At 58.3% G+C, this 16,981-nt stretch carries 12 protein-coding genes, 4 tRNA genes and 2 rRNA genes (1 of these 18 running past the window's edge); all 18 read left to right on the forward strand.

The genetic code is table 11. The features are described from left to right. Positions 1 to 435 (forward strand): 23S ribosomal RNA (locus ACJA3S_RS02245) (it extends 2,457 nt beyond the left edge of the window). Positions 436 to 569: 134 nt separating this feature from the next. Next, positions 570 to 685: ribosomal RNA gene (gene rrf, locus ACJA3S_RS02250) — 5S ribosomal RNA — on the forward strand. Positions 686 to 937: 252 nt separating this feature from the next. Then, positions 938 to 1,897: a bifunctional biotin--[acetyl-CoA-carboxylase] ligase/biotin operon repressor BirA gene (birA, locus tag ACJA3S_RS02255; RefSeq protein WP_406820724.1), complete on the forward strand. Its 960-nt coding sequence runs from the start codon at positions 938 to 940 to the stop codon at positions 1,895 to 1,897. Continuing rightward, positions 1,887 to 2,636: a pantothenate kinase gene (locus ACJA3S_RS02260; RefSeq protein WP_170027984.1), complete on the forward strand. Its 750-nt coding sequence runs from the start codon at positions 1,887 to 1,889 to the stop codon at positions 2,634 to 2,636. Before birA ends, ACJA3S_RS02260 begins: the two co-directional genes overlap by 11 nt. Positions 2,637 to 2,643: 7 nt before the next feature. Further along, positions 2,644 to 3,069, forward strand: a complete 426-nt coding sequence (locus tag ACJA3S_RS02265) for a hypothetical protein (RefSeq protein ID WP_406820725.1) — start codon at positions 2,644 to 2,646, stop codon at positions 3,067 to 3,069. Between the two features lie 152 nt (positions 3,070 to 3,221). Then, positions 3,222 to 3,305, forward strand: a tRNA-Tyr gene (locus tag ACJA3S_RS02270). 24 nt (positions 3,306 to 3,329) lie between these two features. Next, positions 3,330 to 3,403: transfer RNA gene (locus tag ACJA3S_RS02275), tRNA-Gly, on the forward strand. A 29-nt stretch (positions 3,404 to 3,432) separates the two neighbouring features. Further along, positions 3,433 to 3,508 (forward strand) — tRNA-Thr (locus ACJA3S_RS02280). A 78-nt stretch (positions 3,509 to 3,586) separates the two neighbouring features. After that, complete coding sequence (gene tuf / locus ACJA3S_RS02285; protein ID WP_170027986.1) at positions 3,587 to 4,780, forward strand: elongation factor Tu; 1,194 nt, start codon at positions 3,587 to 3,589, stop codon at positions 4,778 to 4,780. Between the two features lie 54 nt (positions 4,781 to 4,834). Then, a tRNA-Trp gene (locus ACJA3S_RS02290) sits at positions 4,835 to 4,910 on the forward strand. Between the two features lie 44 nt (positions 4,911 to 4,954). Beyond that, complete coding sequence (gene secE, locus ACJA3S_RS02295; RefSeq protein ID WP_003257081.1) at positions 4,955 to 5,323, forward strand: preprotein translocase subunit SecE; 369 nt, start codon at positions 4,955 to 4,957, stop codon at positions 5,321 to 5,323. A gap of 9 nt (positions 5,324 to 5,332) precedes the next feature. Continuing rightward, on the forward strand, positions 5,333 to 5,866 hold the full coding sequence (nusG, locus tag ACJA3S_RS02300; RefSeq protein ID WP_003255501.1) for a transcription termination/antitermination protein NusG: 534 nt from the start codon (positions 5,333 to 5,335) through the stop codon (positions 5,864 to 5,866). Between the two features lie 119 nt (positions 5,867 to 5,985). Next, complete coding sequence (rplK, locus tag ACJA3S_RS02305; RefSeq protein ID WP_003255500.1) at positions 5,986 to 6,417, forward strand: 50S ribosomal protein L11; 432 nt, start codon at positions 5,986 to 5,988, stop codon at positions 6,415 to 6,417. Continuing rightward, positions 6,417 to 7,112: a 50S ribosomal protein L1 gene (rplA, locus tag ACJA3S_RS02310; RefSeq protein ID WP_406820726.1), complete on the forward strand. Its 696-nt coding sequence runs from the start codon at positions 6,417 to 6,419 to the stop codon at positions 7,110 to 7,112. The genes rplK and rplA overlap by 1 nt, the downstream gene beginning before the upstream one ends. Positions 7,113 to 7,309: 197 nt before the next feature. Then, positions 7,310 to 7,810, forward strand: coding sequence for a 50S ribosomal protein L10 (gene rplJ, locus ACJA3S_RS02315; protein ID WP_003257082.1), 501 nt, complete (start codon positions 7,310 to 7,312; stop codon positions 7,808 to 7,810). A gap of 78 nt (positions 7,811 to 7,888) precedes the next feature. Then, a complete protein-coding gene (rplL, locus tag ACJA3S_RS02320; RefSeq protein ID WP_170027988.1) occupies positions 7,889 to 8,257 on the forward strand; it encodes a 50S ribosomal protein L7/L12 in 369 nt (122 codons plus the stop codon). 219 nt (positions 8,258 to 8,476) lie between these two features. Further along, positions 8,477 to 12,550 (forward strand): DNA-directed RNA polymerase subunit beta, encoded by a 4,074-nt coding sequence (gene rpoB / locus ACJA3S_RS02325; protein WP_170027989.1) that lies wholly within the window; start codon positions 8,477 to 8,479, stop codon positions 12,548 to 12,550. Between the two features lie 64 nt (positions 12,551 to 12,614). Then, positions 12,615 to 16,814, forward strand: a complete 4,200-nt coding sequence (gene rpoC, locus ACJA3S_RS02330; RefSeq protein WP_406820727.1) for a DNA-directed RNA polymerase subunit beta' — start codon at positions 12,615 to 12,617, stop codon at positions 16,812 to 16,814. Positions 16,815 to 16,981 lie beyond the last annotated feature (167 nt).

The raw sequence follows: 16,981 nt of genomic DNA on the forward strand, positions 1-16,981 counted from the left end.
GAGTTCATATCGACGGCGGTGTTTGGCACCTCGATGTCGGCTCATCACATCCTGGGGCTGAAGCCGGTCCCAAGGGTATGGCTGTTCGCCATTTAAAGTGGTACGCGAGCTGGGTTTAGAACGTCGTGAGACAGTTCGGTCCCTATCTGCCGTGGACGTTTGAGATTTGAGAGGGGCTGCTCCTAGTACGAGAGGACCGGAGTGGACGAACCTCTGGTGTTCCGGTTGTCACGCCAGTGGCATTGCCGGGTAGCTATGTTCGGAAGAGATAACCGCTGAAAGCATCTAAGCGGGAAACTTGCCTCAAGATGAGATCTCACTGGAACCTTGAGTTCCCTGAAGGGCCGTCGAAGACTACGACGTTGATAGGTTGGGTGTGTAAGCGCTGTGAGGCGTTGAGCTAACCAATACTAATTGCCCGTGAGGCTTGACCATATAACACCCAAGCAATTTGCTGACGCAGATTGCGGTGGTGAAGATGATACGAACCGAAAGTTCGCAACGAACCACGAACATCACATATCCGAATTCGCTGGAGTGTCTAACAAGACCTTCTGGCAACAGAATTTCTTGACGACCATAGAGCATTGGAACCACCTGATCCCATCCCGAACTCAGTAGTGAAACGATGCATCGCCGATGGTAGTGTGGGGCTTCCCCATGTGAGAGTAGGTCATCGTCAAGATTCATTTCGCAAAACCCCTATCTGCACATGCAGGTAGGGGTTTTGTCTTTGCGCCGGCAAAACAAGCGTGGTCCCTGCAATCCCGATCGACCTGGCAAACCACGCCGCCTGCGTCGCGACTGAAAACAGTCCCGCGCCGGCCGCCCCAAAAGGCCAGAACCAAGCCCGCCCGCTCCTGTCGACAGGCCCTTTTCCTATGCAAGCCAACAACCCATAGCTATCATGCCTGCCTTATTCCAAGTCGAGACTGGCATGCTGAAGTTGTTGAATCTTCTCAAGGATGGCAGGTTCCATTCCGGAGAAGCTCTGGGGGCAGCCCTCGGGGTGAGTCGCAGCGCCGTTTGGAAGCAGCTGCAGCACCTGGAGAGCGAGCTGAACCTCACCATTCACAAGGTTCGTGGGCGCGGCTATCAGTTGGCTGCGCCACTGGCTTTGCTCGATGCGCAGGCAATCGCCAGTTTTGCTGCGGGCGAGCAGTGGCCGGTTTTCATTCATGAGACGATCGACTCGACCAATGCCGAAGGTCTGCGGCTGGCAGGTCAAGGGCAGGCGGCTCCGTTTCTGATTCTTGCCGAACGGCAGAGCGCCGGCCGTGGTCGGCGTGGTCGACAATGGGTCAGCCCGTTTGCCGAAAACCTCTATTACAGCCTGGTGCTTCGTGTGGACGGCGGCATGCGCCAGCTCGAAGGCCTCAGTCTGGTAGTTGGGTTGGCGGTAATGCGTACCCTGCAGGCGTTCGGGGTGAAGGATGTGGGGCTCAAGTGGCCCAACGATGTCCTTGTTCGCGGGCAGAAGATTACCGGCATTCTCCTGGAGCTGGTCGGCGACCCGGCAGATGTCTGTCATGTGGTGCTGGGTATCGGTATCAATGTGAACATGCAGGCCAACGATCAAGTCGACCAGGAATGGACTTCGATGCGTCGCGAGGTGGGGGCGGCAATTGACCGTAACCGCCTGGTCGCGTTGCTTAGCCAACAGTTGCAGCATGAATTGGCCCGGCATCGTCGTTATGGTTTTGCCGCGTTCCAGGAAGAATGGGAGCAGGCGCACCTCTGGCAGGGGCGTAACGTTTCACTGATCGCCGGTAGCACGCGTATTGATGGCGTGGTTCTAGGCGTCGACGGGCAAGGCGGCTTGCGCCTTGAGGTGGACGGGGTGGAAAAGAGCTTCAGTGGTGGTGAGCTCAGTTTGAGGTTGCGTGATGATTCTTGAGCTCGATTGCGGTAACAGCTTTATCAAGTGGCGGGTAATCCATGTCGCTGATGCAGCGATCGAGAGCGGCGGTATCGTCGACTCCGATCAGGCCTTGGTGGCTGAAGTGGCTGCGCTGGCTTCGGTGCGTTTGACCGGTTGCCGTATTGTCAGTGTGCGCAGTGAGGATGAAACCGACGCGCTTTGCGCATTGATTGCCCAGGCATTTGCCGTGCAGGCGCTCGTGGCCCACCCAGCCCGGGAAATGGCCGGGGTGCGCAATGGCTATGACGACTATCAGCGCCTGGGCATGGATCGCTGGTTGGCAGCGCTGGGTGCGTTCCACCTGGCCAAAGGTGCTTGCCTGGTCATTGACCTGGGGACGGCTGCAAAAGCGGATTTCGTTGCCGCGGACGGCGAGCACCTGGGTGGCTACATCTGTCCGGGCATGCCGTTGATGCGCAGCCAGTTGCGTACGCACACACGACGTATTCGTTATGACGATGCTTCCGCTGAGCGTGCTTTGACCAGCCTGGCGCCTGGGCGCTCGACTGTCGAAGCGGTCGAACGCGGCTGCGTACTGATGCTCCAGGGTTTTGCACGTACCCAGCTCGATCAGGCGCGTGCCTTGTGGGGGGAAGATTTCGCAGTGTTCCTTACCGGAGGCGACGCGCCGCTGGTGAGGGAGGCTGTGCCACAGGCGCGGGTCGTGCCTGACCTGGTTTTCGTTGGCCTGGCCATGGCCTGCCCATTGGATTGAGGTGCCTATGCGTTGGTTGTTTCTGTTGTTGCTGGTGCTCAACGTCTTTTATTACGTATGGCATCAGCAGGAAGCCCCGCTGAAGGTCAAGGAAGTCGCCCCGCTGTCGCTGTACAAGGGGAATCAGCAGGAAATCCGCCTGTTACGTGAAACAGGCGTGTCGACGCCGCCCAAGCGCCGGGATGAGTGCCTGGTAGTCGGTGGTGTGATGGGGCAGGGCGAGCTCGAGGCGCTGCGTCAGCGTCTGATGAGCCTGGATATCGCCACGCTCCCGGTGGTGGGGCAGTTGCCTGGTGCGGAGGGGCGCTGGCTCAAGGTTGCCCCGGAAAGCGAGCGTTTGTTGGACCAAACGGTCCTCGCCGCTCTTTCCAATGATTTCAAAGACTTAAAGCACAAAATTATTTTCTGCCAGGGTATTGCAACTGGCGAATAGCTTGATAGAATGGCGCCCGCTTCACAGGGAACACCACTCAGGTGGTAGAACTGGAAGCGGTGTCAAAGCAGCTAAGTTTCAGATTTGATTGAAAAAATTTGAAAAAACGCTTGACACTGGGACGGCAGACAAATAGAATGCCGGCCACATCTGGAGGGATTCCCGAGCGGTCAAAGGGGACGGACTGTAAATCCGTTGCGAGAGCTTCGAAGGTTCGAATCCTTCTCCCTCCACCAGTTTTAGCGAGAGCCGCAAGCTCCGCGGGTATAGTTTAGTGGTAGAACCTCAGCCTTCCAAGCTGATGATGCGGGTTCGATTCCCGCTACCCGCTCCAAGTTTGCTGGATTTTGCACAAAGTGTTTCGCTCTTGTAGCTCAGTTGGTAGAGCACACCCTTGGTAAGGGTGAGGTCAGCGGTTCAAGTCCGCTCAAGAGCTCCATATAAACAAGGCAGATATGAAAATATCTGCCTTTGTTTTATCAGCGCAAGACTATTTCTTCTGCGGAGGATTGTATCGATGGCTAAGGAAAAGTTTGATCGTTCCCTTCCCCACGTTAACGTCGGCACTATCGGCCACGTTGACCACGGTAAGACCACTCTGACCGCAGCTCTGACTCGCGTCTGCTCCGAAGTATTCGGTTCGGCAGTCGTTGAGTTCGACAAGATCGACTCGGCTCCGGAAGAAAAAGCGCGCGGTATCACCATCAACACCGCTCACGTCGAGTACAACTCGAACATTCGTCACTACGCTCACGTTGACTGCCCAGGTCACGCTGACTACGTGAAGAACATGATCACCGGTGCTGCCCAGATGGACGGCGCGATCCTGGTTTGCTCGGCCGCCGATGGTCCGATGCCACAAACCCGTGAGCACATCCTGCTGTCCCGTCAGGTAGGCGTTCCGTACATCGTGGTCTTCCTGAACAAGGCTGACCTGGTAGACGACGCTGAACTGCTGGAACTGGTCGAGATGGAAGTTCGCGACCTGCTGTCCACCTACGACTTCCCAGGCGACGACACCCCGATCATCATCGGTTCGGCTCGTATGGCGCTGGAAGGCAAAGACGACAACGAAATGGGTACTACCGCTGTCAAGAAGCTGGTAGAAACTCTGGATGCCTACATCCCTGAGCCGATCCGTGCCGTTGACCAGCCGTTCCTGATGCCGATCGAAGACGTATTCTCGATCTCGGGTCGTGGTACCGTTGTTACCGGTCGTATCGAGCGTGGTATCGTCCGCGTTCAGGATCCGCTGGAAATCGTTGGCCTGCGCCCAACCACCAACACCACCTGCACCGGTGTTGAAATGTTCCGCAAGCTGCTGGACGAAGGCCGCGCTGGCGAGAACTGCGGCGTTCTGCTGCGTGGTACCAAGCGTGACGAAGTTGAGCGTGGTCAGGTTCTGGTCAAGCCGGGTTCGGTCAAGCCGCACACCAAGTTCACCGCAGAAGTCTACGTTCTGTCGAAGGAAGAAGGCGGTCGTCACACTCCGTTCTTCAAAGGCTACCGTCCTCAGTTCTACTTCCGTACCACTGACGTGACCGGTAACTGCGAACTGCCGGAAGGCGTTGAAATGGTAATGCCAGGTGACAACATCCAGATGACTGTCACCCTGATCAAGACCATCGCAATGGAAGACGGTCTGCGCTTCGCTATCCGTGAAGGCGGTCGTACCGTCGGCGCCGGCGTCGTAGCAAAAATTATTGAATAAGTAGTTGATTTACTTGATCAGGCCGGTATAATGGCCGGCCTGATACAGCGTTACAGGTCAGTAGCTCAATTGGCAGAGCGACGGTCTCCAAAACCGTAGGTTGGGGGTTCGATTCCCTCCTGACCTGCCATTTCACCTCGGTGTGATGGCTTTCTTCTCACAGGATCCTCCTCGATGACTCCCAAAACTGAAGCCCAAGAATCGCGTTTTGATCTGTTCAAGTGGCTGGCTGTAGTGGCTTTGGTGGTTGTCGGCGTAGTGGGTAATCAGTATTACTCCGCCTCCCCGATCCTGTATCGCGTCCTTGCACTTCTCGTCCTGGCTGCTGTCGCGGGCTTTGTAGCTCTGCAGACTGCGAAGGGCAAGTCGTTCTTTGCGCTGGCGAAGGAAGCTCGTACCGAGATTCGTAAAGTCGTGTGGCCGACCCGCCAGGAAACCACCCAGACCACGCTGATTGTCGTGGCTGTCGTGCTGGTTATGGCACTGCTGCTGTGGGGTCTTGATTCCCTGCTCGGCTGGGCGGTCTCCTTGATCGTTGGCTAAAGGTGTCCCGTGGCTAAGCGTTGGTATGTTGTGCATGCTTACTCGGGTTACGAGAAGCATGTAATGCGCTCTCTGATCGAGCGCGTCAAGCTGGCTGGCATGGAAGACGGTTTCGGCGAGATCCTGGTCCCGACCGAAGAAGTCGTCGAAATGCGCAATGGCCAGAAGCGCAAGAGCGAGCGTAAATTCTTCCCTGGCTATGTTCTGGTCCAGATGGAGATGAACGAAGGGACTTGGCACTTGGTCAAGGATACCCCTCGCGTGATGGGCTTTATTGGTGGTACCGCAGACAAGCCTGCGCCAATCACCGATAAGGAAGCCGAGGCTATCCTGCGTCGCGTTGCCGACGGTAGTGACAAGCCGAAGCCGAAGACGCTGTTCGAGCCAGGTGAAGTGGTTCGAGTCATTGACGGTCCGTTTGCAGACTTCAATGGTAGCGTCGAAGAGGTCAACTACGAGAAGAGCCGCCTGCAGGTTGCAGTGCTCATTTTCGGTCGCTCTACTCCGGTGGAGCTCGAGTTCAGCCAGGTCGAAAAGGTCTAGGCGAACGCAGCATCCCATACCCCGCAGCCCTGTGTGCTGCGGGGTTTTGTCGTCACTGGGATAAAACGCAAGTCATCCGGGGAGCCATCAGGCGTTCGTACCCGATTTTGGAGTAGCTCATGGCTAAGAAGATTCAGGCTTACATCAAGCTGCAAGTTAAGGCCGGCCAGGCCAACCCAAGCCCACCCGTTGGTCCAGCACTGGGTCAACACGGTGTGAACATCATGGAATTCTGCAAGGCCTTCAACGCCCGTACCCAGGGTCAAGAAGCCGGCCTGCCGACTCCTGTGATCATCACTGTCTACAGCGACCGTAGCTTCACCTTCGAGACCAAGAGCACCCCTGCCTCGGTTCTGCTGAAGAAAGCTGCTGGCCTGACCAGTGGTTCGGCTCGCCCGAACACCGTTAAAGTCGGTACCGTTACCCGCGCTCAGCTGGAAGACATCGCCAAAGCCAAACAGGCTGACCTGACTGCCGCTGACCTGGACGCTGCTGTACGCACCATCGCTGGCTCTGCCCGCAGCATGGGCCTGAACGTGGAGGGTGTGTAATGGCTAAGCTGACCAAACGCCAAAAGGCAATCGCCGAGAAAATCGAAGCAGGCAAAGCCTACAACTTCGAAGAAGCGGCCAATCTGCTGGCCTCGCTGCCGGCTGCCAAGTTCGTAGAGTCCTACGACATCGCCGTTAACCTCGGTGTTGACCCGCGTAAATCCGACCAGGTCGTACGTAGCGCTACCGTGCTGCCGCACGGCACTGGCAAGACCGTTCGCGTTGCCGTCTTCACCCAGGGTCCAGCTGCTGAAGCCGCTCTGGCTGCCGGCGCTGACCGCGTAGGTATGGACGATCTGGCTGCCGAAATGAAAGGCGGCGACCTGAACTATGACGTCGTCATCGCATCGCCTGATGCCATGCGCGTTGTAGGTCAGCTGGGTCAGGTTCTGGGTCCTCGCGGCCTGATGCCTAACCCGAAAGTGGGTACCGTGACCCCAGACGTAGCCGGCGCCGTCAAGAACGCCAAGGCTGGTCAGGTTCGCTACCGTACCGACAAGAACGGTATCATCCACACCTCCGTTGGCAAGGTCGGCTTCGAAGCCGGCAAGCTGAAGGAAAACGTTGAAGCCCTGATCGCTGATCTAAAGCGTATCAAGCCAGCTTCCTCGAAAGGTATCTACGTCAAGCGCGTTACCCTGAGCACCACCATGGGCCCAGGTCTGGTCATCGATCAGAGCTCGCTGAACGTGTAAGAACATGGTGGCGCGACCTGTCGCGCCACCAGCAAAAATTGGGGTCCCTGCCTGGCGGGGGCTATCCAAGACCGTAGGCGGCGCAAGCCTTAAAAAACCAGCCCACGCAGATGGTGCTCCCGATTCGTTACCGAATCAGACACCAAAACGACATCCGGCTTCGGCCAGATGAAACGGTAAAAACCAGGAGTAAACCCGTGGCAATTAAACTCGAAGACAAGAAGGCCATCGTCGCTGAAGTCAACGAGGCTGCCAAAGTCGCTCTGTCCGCTGTCGTGGCTGATGCCCGTGGTGTGACTGTAGGCGCAATGACCGGACTCCGTAAAGAGGCCCGCGAAGCTGGCGTTTACGTACGTGTCGTACGTAACACCCTGCTGAAGCGCGCTGTTGAAGGCACCGAATTCTCGATCCTCAACGACGCGTTCAAAGGCCCGACCCTGATTGCCTTCTCCAACGAACACCCGGGCGCTGCTGCCCGTCTGTTCAAAGAGTTCGCCAAGGGTCAGGACAAGTTCGAGATCAAGGCAGCTGCGTTCGACGGCAAGTTCCTTGCCGCTAACCAGATCGACGTGCTGGCAACCCTGCCAACTCGCGACGAGGCTATCGCACAGCTGATGAGCGTAATCCAAGGTGCAACCAGCAAGCTGGCTCGTACCCTGGCAGCTCTGCGCGACCAGAAAGAAGCTGCTGCTGCCTAAGGCACACGCAACTCTTTCAAAATCATACGTTTAATTTGATGGCTGCGTAGGCTGTCACCCCAATACAGGATTTAAGTCATGTCTCTGACTAACGAACAAATCATCGAAGCGATCGGCCAGAAAACTGTTCTGGAAATTGTTGAACTGATCAAAGCGATGGAAGAAACCTTCGGCGTTACCGCTGCTGCTGCTGTTGCCGCTGGCCCAGCTACCGCTGCTGCCGCTGTTGAAGAGCAGACCGAGTTCAACGTCGTTCTGACCGAAGCTGGCGACAAGAAAGTAAACGTGATCAAGGCCGTTCGTGAACTGACCGGTCTGGGCCTGAAAGAAGCCAAAGAGAAAGTCGACGGCGCTCCTCAGGTTATCGCTGAAGGCGTTTCGAAAGAAGCCGCTGAAGACGCGAAGAAGAAGCTGGAAGAAGCTGGCGCTAAAGTCGAGCTGAAGTAATCTCGACCTTGCGACTCCAGTCCGAGCGTTGAGCGAAGGGCTGATGGCTGGTGGCTTATGCCACCGGCCTTTTTCCGTTATTGGTGGTCGGTCAGGCCGGCCCCGATAACAAGCTGCAAGACACCCATGTGGGTGCGCAAACCAAGGGGTTTGCACGATTTTCTGGCTGCTCCCGCCGGGAGAAGCCAAACAAGCAGGTGACCAAGCTGGGGAACGCTGATGGCTTACTCATACACTGAGAAAAAACGTATCCGCAAGGACTTTAGCAAGTTGCCGGACGTCATGGATGTGCCTTACCTCCTGGCCATCCAGCTGGATTCGTATCGCGAATTCCTGCAAGCGGGAGCATCCAAGGATCAGTTCCGCGACGTCGGCCTGCACGCGGCCTTCAAATCGGTATTTCCGATCATCAGCTACTCCGGCAATGCTGCCCTGGAGTACGTAGGCTATCGCCTGGGCGAACCCGCCTTCGATGTGAAGGAATGTGTCCTGCGTGGCGTGACCTTCGCGGTCCCACTGCGGGTCAAGGTGCGCCTGATCATTTTCGACAAGGAATCGTCGAACAAAGCGATCAAGGACATCAAAGAGCAAGAAGTCTACATGGGTGAAATCCCCCTGATGACTGAAAACGGTACCTTCGTAATCAACGGTACCGAGCGTGTGATCGTTTCCCAGCTGCACCGTTCGCCTGGTGTGTTCTTCGACCACGACCGTGGCAAGACGCACAGCTCCGGCAAGCTGCTGTACTCCGCTCGCATCATCCCTTACCGCGGTTCCTGGCTGGACTTCGAGTTCGATCCGAAGGACTGCGTGTTCGTGCGTATCGACCGTCGCCGCAAACTGCCGGCCTCGGTGCTGCTGCGTGCCCTGGGCTACAGCACTGAAGAAGTGCTGAACACCTTCTACACCACCAACGTCTTCCACATTTCCGGTGAGAAACTCAGCCTGGAACTGGTGCCGCAGCGTCTGCGTGGTGAAGTTGCCGTCATGGACATCCATGACGAAACCGGCAAGGTCATTGTCGAGCAGGGCCGCCGTATTACCGCGCGCCACATCAACCAGCTCGAGAAGGCTGGCGTCAAGCAGCTGGACGTTCCAATGGAATACGTCCTGGGCCGTACGACTGCCAAGGCCATCGTGCATCCGGCTACTGGCGAGATCCTGGCCGAATGCAACACCGAGATGACCACCGAGCTGCTGATCAAGGTCGCCAAGGCACAGGTCGTTCGTATCGAAACCCTGTACACCAACGACATCGATTGCGGTCCGTTCATCTCCGACACCCTGAAGATCGACACCACCAGCAACCAGCTGGAAGCCCTGGTCGAGATCTACCGCATGATGCGTCCAGGCGAGCCGCCAACCAAGGATGCCGCCGAGACCCTGTTCAACAACCTGTTCTTCAGTGCCGAGCGTTACGACCTGTCTGCCGTTGGCCGCATGAAGTTCAACCGCCGTATCGGTCGTACCGAGATCGAAGGTTCGGGCGTGCTGAGCAAGGAAGATATCGTCGAGGTCCTGAAGACCCTGGTCGACATCCGTAACGGCAAAGGCATCGTCGACGACATCGACCACCTGGGTAACCGTCGCGTGCGTTGCGTCGGCGAAATGGCCGAAAACCAGTTCCGCGTTGGCCTGGTGCGTGTCGAGCGCGCGGTCAAGGAACGCCTGTCGATGGCAGAGAGCGAAGGCCTGATGCCGCAAGACCTGATCAACGCCAAGCCGGTTGCGGCGGCGGTGAAAGAGTTCTTCGGTTCCAGCCAGCTGTCGCAGTTCATGGACCAGAACAACCCGCTCTCCGAGATCACCCACAAGCGCCGCGTCTCCGCACTCGGCCCAGGTGGTCTGACCCGTGAGCGCGCCGGCTTCGAAGTCCGTGACGTACACCCGACCCACTACGGTCGCGTGTGCCCGATCGAGACCCCTGAAGGTCCGAACATCGGTCTGATCAACTCCCTGGCAGCCTATGCCCGCACCAACCAGTACGGCTTCCTGGAAAGCCCGTACCGCGTGGTGAAGGAAGGTGTGGTCAGCGACGACATCGTGTTCCTGTCGGCCATTGAAGAAGCGGATCACGTCATCGCCCAGGCTTCGGCCGCGATGAACGAGAAGAAGCAACTGATCGATGAGCTGGTAGCGGTTCGTCACCTGAACGAATTCACCGTCAAGGCGCCGGAAGACGTCACCTTGATGGACGTTTCGCCGAAGCAGGTTGTTTCGGTCGCTGCGTCGCTGATTCCGTTCCTCGAGCACGACGACGCCAACCGTGCGTTGATGGGTTCGAACATGCAGCGTCAGGCTGTACCGACCCTGCGCGCCGACAAGCCGCTGGTAGGTACCGGCATGGAGCGCAACGTTGCCCGTGACTCCGGTGTCTGCGTGGTTGCTCGCCGCGGTGGTGTGATCGACTCGGTCGACGCCAGCCGTATCGTTGTCCGCGTTGCCGACGACGAAGTGGAAACCGGCGAAGCCGGTGTAGACATCTACAACCTGACCAAATACACCCGTTCGAACCAGAACACCTGCATCAACCAGCGTCCGCTGGTGAGCAAGGGTGACAAGGTTCAGCGTGGCGACATCATGGCCGACGGTCCGTCCACCGACATGGGTGAACTGGCACTGGGTCAGAACATGCGCATCGCGTTCATGGCGTGGAACGGCTTCAACTTCGAAGACTCCATCTGCCTTTCCGAGCGTGTGGTTCAGGAAGACCGCTTCACCACTATCCACATCCAGGAACTGACCTGTGTGGCGCGTGACACCAAGCTTGGCCCAGAGGAAATCACTGCGGACATCCCGAACGTGGGTGAGGCCGCACTGAACAAGCTGGACGAAGCCGGTATCGTCTACGTGGGTGCCGAAGTCGGCGCTGGCGACATCCTGGTCGGCAAGGTCACGCCAAAAGGCGAAACCCAGCTGACTCCGGAAGAAAAACTGCTGCGCGCAATCTTCGGCGAGAAAGCCAGCGACGTTAAGGACACCTCCCTGCGCGTGCCAACCGGCACCAAAGGTACTGTCATTGACGTACAGGTCTTCACCCGTGATGGCGTCGAGCGCGACAGCCGCGCCCTGGCCATCGAGAAGATGCAGCTGGACGAGATCCGCAAGGACCTCAACGAAGAGTTCCGCATCGTCGAAGGTGCAACCTTCGAGCGTCTGCGTTCTGCCCTGAACGGCCAGGTGGTCGACGGTGGTGCGGGCCTGAAGAAAGGCACCGTGATCACTGACGAAGTGCTGGACGGTCTGGAGCACGGCCAGTGGTTCAAACTGCGCATGGCTGAGGATGCACTGAACGAGCAGCTGGAAAAGGCTCAGCAGTACATCGTCGACCGTCGCCGTCTGCTGGACGACAAGTTCGAAGACAAGAAGCGCAAGCTGCAGCAGGGCGATGACCTGGCACCGGGCGTACTGAAGATCGTCAAGGTTTACCTGGCAATCCGCCGTCGCATCCAGCCGGGTGACAAGATGGCCGGTCGTCACGGTAACAAGGGTGTTGTCTCGGTGATCATGCCGGTCGAAGACATGCCACACGACGCCAACGGTACTCCGGTCGACGTCGTACTGAACCCGCTGGGCGTACCTTCGCGTATGAACGTCGGTCAGATCCTCGAAACCCACCTGGGCCTGGCGGCCAAGGGTCTGGGCGAGAAGATCGACCGCATGATCGAAGAACAGCGCAAGGCCGCTGAACTGCGCGTGTTCCTGACCGAGGTCTACAACGAGATCGGTGGTCGCCAGGAAAACCTGGACGAGTTCACCGACGAAGAGATCATGGCCCTGGCCAACAACCTGAAGAAGGGCGTGCCGATGGCTACCCCGGTCTTCGATGGTGCCAAGGAGCGCGAGATCAAGGCCATGCTGAAGCTGGCCGACCTGCCAGAGAGCGGCCAGATGGTGCTGTTCGATGGCCGTACCGGCAACAAGTTCGAGCGTCCTGTGACCGTTGGTTACATGTACATGCTCAAGCTGAACCACTTGGTGGACGACAAGATGCACGCGCGTTCCACTGGTTCCTATAGCCTGGTTACCCAGCAGCCGCTGGGTGGTAAGGCGCAGTTCGGTGGTCAGCGTTTCGGGGAGATGGAAGTGTGGGCGCTGGAAGCATACGGCGCGGCATACACCCTGCAAGAAATGCTCACAGTGAAGTCGGACGACGTGAACGGCCGTACCAAGATGTACAAGAACATCGTGGATGGCGATCACCGTATGGAGCCGGGCATGCCCGAGTCCTTCAACGTGTTGATCAAAGAGATCCGTTCGCTCGGTATCGATATCGATCTGGAAACCGAATAACACGTGACGCGAAGGGGAGTGGGGCAGGTAATGCCCGCTCCCTGCTCCGCCAGGAGGAAAGGCCTTGAAAGACCTACTGAATTTGCTGAAAAACCAGGGTCAAGTCGAAGAGTTCGACGCCATCCGCATCGGTCTGGCGTCGCCTGAAATGATCCGTTCGTGGTCGTTCGGTGAAGTTAAGAAGCCGGAAACCATCAACTACCGTACGTTCAAGCCTGAGCGTGACGGCCTGTTCTGCGCCAAGATCTTTGGCCCAGTCAAGGACTACGAGTGCCTGTGCGGCAAGTACAAGCGCCTCAAGCACCGCGGCGTGATCTGCGAGAAGTGCGGCGTTGAAGTTGCCCTGGCCAAGGTTCGTCGTGAGCGCATGGCGCACATCGAACTGGCCTCGCCGGTTGCCCACATCTGGTTCCTGAAGTCGCTGCCGTCCCGTATCGGCCTGCTGATGGACATGACCCTGCGTGATATCGAGCGCGTGCTCTACTTCGAGAGCTACGTGGTTATCGACCCGGGCATGACCACCCTGGAAAAGGGCCAGCTGCTGAACGACGAGCAGTATTTCGAAGCGCTGGAAGAGTTCGGTGACGACTTCGACGCCCGCATGGGTGCCGAGGCTGTCCGCGAGCTGCTGCACGCTATCGACCTGGAGCACGAGATCGGCCGCCTGCGTGAAGAGATTCCGCAGACCAACTCGGAAACCAAGATCAAGAAGCTGTCCAAGCGCCTGAAGCTGATGGAAGCGTTCCAGGGCTCGGGCAACCTGCCTGAGTGGATGGTACTGACCGTCCTGCCAGTGCTGCCGCCGGACCTGCGTCCGCTGGTGCCGCTGGATGGTGGCCGCTTCGCGACTTCCGACCTGAACGACCTGTATCGTCGGGTGATCAACCGTAACAACCGTCTGAAGCGCCTGCTCGATCTGTCGGCGCCGGACATCATCGTGCGCAACGAAAAGCGCATGCTGCAGGAAGCGGTCGACGCCCTGCTGGACAACGGCCGTCGCGGTCGCGCCATCACTGGCTCGAACAAGCGCCCGCTGAAGTCCCTGGCCGACATGATCAAGGGTAAGCAAGGTCGCTTCCGTCAGAACCTGCTCGGTAAGCGTGTGGACTACTCTGGCCGTTCGGTAATTACCGTAGGCCCGACCCTGCGTCTGCACCAGTGCGGTCTGCCGAAGAAGATGGCCCTCGAGCTGTTCAAGCCGTTCATTTTCGGCAAGCTGGAGATGCGTGGTCTGGCGACCACCATCAAGGCTGCCAAGAAGATGGTCGAGCGCGAGCTGCCAGAGGTTTGGGACGTGCTCGCCGAGGTAATCCGCGAACACCCCGTACTGCTCAACCGTGCACCAACCCTGCACCGTCTGGGTATCCAGGCCTTCGAGCCGGTTCTGATCGAAGGCAAGGCTATCCAGCTGCACCCGCTGGTCTGTGCTGCGTACAACGCCGACTTCGACGGTGACCAGATGGCCGTTCACGTGCCGCTGACCCTGGAAGCCCAGCTCGAAGCGCGCGCGCTGATGATGTCGACCAACAACATCCTGTCGCCAGCCAACGGTGAGCCAATCATCGTTCCGTCGCAGGACGTTGTACTGGGTCTGTACTACATGACCCGCGAAGCCATCAACGCCAAGGGCGAAGGTCGCGTATTCGCCGACCTGCAGGAAGTCGACCGCGTATTCCGCGCCGGCGAGGCTGCGCTGCACGCGAAAATCAAGGTTCGTATCAACGAAACCGTGAAAGAGCGTGACGGTTCCGTGGTCAAGAACACCCGCATCGTCGACACCACTGTCGGCCGTGCGCTGCTGTTCCAGGTTGTACCGGCAGGCCTGCCGTACGACGTGGTCAACCAGCCGATGAAGAAGAAGGCGATCTCCAAGCTGATCAACCAGTGCTACCGCGTGGTTGGTCTGAAAGAGACCGTTATCTTCGCTGACCAGCTGATGTACACCGGTTTCGCTTACTCGACCATTTCCGGCGTTTCCATCGGTGTTAACGACTTCGTTATCCCGGACGAGAAAGCCCGCATCATCGGTACCGCTACCGAAGAAGTGAAGGAAATCGAGAGCCAGTACGCCTCCGGCCTGGTAACCCAGGGCGAGAAGTACAACAAGGTCATCGACTTGTGGTCGAAGGCGAACGACGAAGTGTCCAAGGCGATGATGGCCAACCTCTCGAAAGAGAAGGTCATCGACCGCGAAGGCAACGAAGTCGAGCAAGAGTCCTTCAACTCGATGTACATGATGGCTGACTCCGGTGCGCGGGGTTCCGCGGCCCAGATCCGTCAGCTGGCCGGTATGCGTGGCCTGATGGCCAAGCCGGACGGCTCGATCATCGAGACGCCGATCACGGCGAACTTCCGTGAAGGCCTGAGCGTTCTGCAGTACTTCATTTCGACCCACGGTGCTCGTAAGGGTCTGGCGGATACCGCACTGAAGACTGCGAACTCCGGTTACCTGACTCGCCGTCTGGTAGACGTTGCCCAGGATCTGGTGGTTACCGAGATCGATTGCGGCACCGACCAGGGCCTGCTGATGACCCCGCACATCGAAGGTGGCGACGTTGTAGAGCCGCTGGGTGAGCGTGTATTGGGTCGTGTCATCGCCCGTGACGTGTTCAAGCCAGGCACCGAGGACGTCATCGTTCCGGCCGGTACCCTGGTCGACGAGAAGTGGGTCGAGTTCATCGAGCTGAACAGCATCGACGAAGTGGTCGTGCGTTCGCCGATCAACTGTGAAACCCGCTACGGCATCTGCGCCAAGTGCTACGGTCGTGACCTGGCTCGCGGTCACCAGGTGAACATCGGTGAAGCTGTCGGCGTTATCGCTGCCCAGTCGATCGGTGAGCCGGGTACCCAGCTGACCATGCGTACGTTCCACATCGGTGGTGCTGCAAGCCGTACTTCGGCTGCCGACAGCGTCCAGGTGAAGAACGGCGGTATGGTCCGTCTGCACAACCTCAAGCAGGTAGAGCGTGCCGATGGCAACCTGGTTGCCGTATCGCGTTCGGGCGAACTGGCCATTGCCGACGAATTCGGCCGTGAGCGTGAGCGCTACAAGCTGCCTTACGGTGCGGTGATTTCGGTCAAGGAAGGTGAAAAGGTCGAAGCTGGCGCCATCGTCGCCAAGTGGGACCCGCACACCCACCCGATCGTTACCGAGCTGAAAGGTACCGTGACCTTCGTGGGCATGGAAGAAGGCATCACCATCAAGCGTCAGACCGACGAACTGACCGGTTTGACCAACATTGAAGTCCTGGACGTCAAGGATCGCCCTGCCGCTGGTAAGGAAATCCGTCCGGCAATCAAGATGGTCGACGCTTCTGGCAAGGACCTGTACCTGCCAGGTACCGACGTACCTGCCCAGTACTTCCTGCCGGCCAACGCCCTTGTCGGTGTGGCTGACGGTGCGCAGATCGGTGTTGGTGACGTTATCGCGCGTATCCCGCAAGAAACGTCGAAGACCCGTGACATCACCGGTGGTCTGCCGCGCGTTGCCGACCTGTTCGAAGCGCGCCGTCCGAAAGAAGCCTCGATTCTGGCTGAAGTCAGCGGCACCATCGCATTCGGTAAAGAGACCAAGGGCAAGCGTCGCCTGGTCATTACCCCGACCGATGGCAGCGAGCCGTACGAAGAGCTGATTCCGAAGTGGCGCCACCTGAACGTCTTCGAAGGCGAACAGGTAAACCGCGGCGAAGTTATCTCCGACGGCCCGAGCGATCCGCACGACATCCTGCGTCTGCTGGGTGTGAGCGCGCTGGCGAAGTACATCGTCAACGAGATCCAGGACGTTTACCGTCTGCAGGGCGTGAAGATCAACGACAAGCACATCGAGACCATCCTGCGTCAGATGCTGCGTAAGGTCGAGATCACCGAGTCGGGCGATTCCAGCTTCATCAAGGGCGACCAGATGGAACTGACCCAGGTGCTGGTAGAGAACGAGCGTCTCGCCGCCGAGGACAAGTTCGTCTCCAAGTTCACCCGCGTGCTGCTGGGTATCACCAAGGCCTCGCTGTCGACCGAGTCGTTCATCTCCGCGGCTTCCTTCCAGGAAACCACCCGCGTACTGACCGAAGCGGCGGTAACCGGCAAGCGCGACTACCTGCGCGGCCTGAAAGAGAACGTGGTCGTGGGTCGTCTGATCCCGGCCGGTACTGGTCTGGCCTACCACAGCGAGCGCAAGCGCCGCCGTGACGCCGACAAGCCGCTGCGTGTGAGCGCCAGTGAGGTGGAAGCCGCACTGACCGAAGCGCTGAACTCCAGCGGTAACTAAGTACAGGGCAGGGCCCCGGCGCATCTCGCAAGGCCATCGGTGACATCAATTGTTGCCGATGACCGGGCGGGGAGGGCCGGGGCCTCGTCTTGACTGGGTGCAAGATCCTCTTTAGACTTTTGTACCCTTAAATTTGGTGAGGCTCCGTCTCGCCAATTTTTGGCTTT

The organism is Pseudomonas sp. KnCO4 (assembly GCF_045344305.1).
Taxonomy (GTDB): domain Bacteria; phylum Pseudomonadota; class Gammaproteobacteria; order Pseudomonadales; family Pseudomonadaceae; genus Aquipseudomonas; species Aquipseudomonas anuradhapurensis.